We start from the raw sequence: 593 nt of genomic DNA, 5'->3' as shown, positions 1-593 counted from the left end.
AAGAAAAATCCAAACCTACCCGATACTTGGCAAGCTCGATTAATTGAGTGTCGTTATGAGGGTAAGACAAGACGATACATAACCTCTTTAATAGATGATAAACGCTTTACTAAGGATAAAGTGGCACAGCTGTACTTGCAGCGCTGGGAGATCGAGATGGCTTTTAGGGAAATTAAGTCTGATCTACAGGAGGGGCTGGTGTTAAGAAGTAAGCTGCCACAGCTTGTGTTACAAGAGTTCTGGGGGCTTATGATTGCTTATAATCTGATAAGACGTTTGATGCGCTATATGGCTCTTAGGGCTAAGGTTAGCCCTCTACGAATTAGCTTCCATATGGCGTCTATTACGATTGTTGATCTGTTACGGTTTGCGCCTTTACAGGCTGCAGGACTCTTACCTAAGTTGTTAGATACACTTTTAGAGGAAGGGAAATTGTTTGTTATTCCTGAACGTAGAAAGCGATCTTGCCCGAGGGTAGTTAAGGGTAAACCACAAAAATATCCCAAAAAAAATACCAGTCAGCGTTAACTGACTGGCATTAGTCCATTAGGGACTGTTTTTTTATGCCTGTTCTTCTAATAGTTAGCTTTTTA

At 41.1% G+C, this 593-nt stretch carries 1 protein-coding gene; it reads left to right on the top strand.

The window, feature by feature from the left end:
- Nucleotides 1-528: transposase (locus Q7C21_RS22510; RefSeq protein ID WP_375151160.1), on the top strand; the 528-nt coding region annotated here is incomplete at its 5' end.
- Nucleotides 529-593 lie beyond the last annotated feature (65 nt).

This window comes from Pantoea sp. ANP04 (genome assembly GCF_041982285.1).
In the GTDB taxonomy this organism is placed as follows: Bacteria; Pseudomonadota; Gammaproteobacteria; order Enterobacterales; family Enterobacteriaceae; genus Pantoea; species Pantoea eucalypti.
Note: the sequence above shows the minus strand (reverse complement) of the source record. Positions and strands in the feature narration are given on the sequence as shown.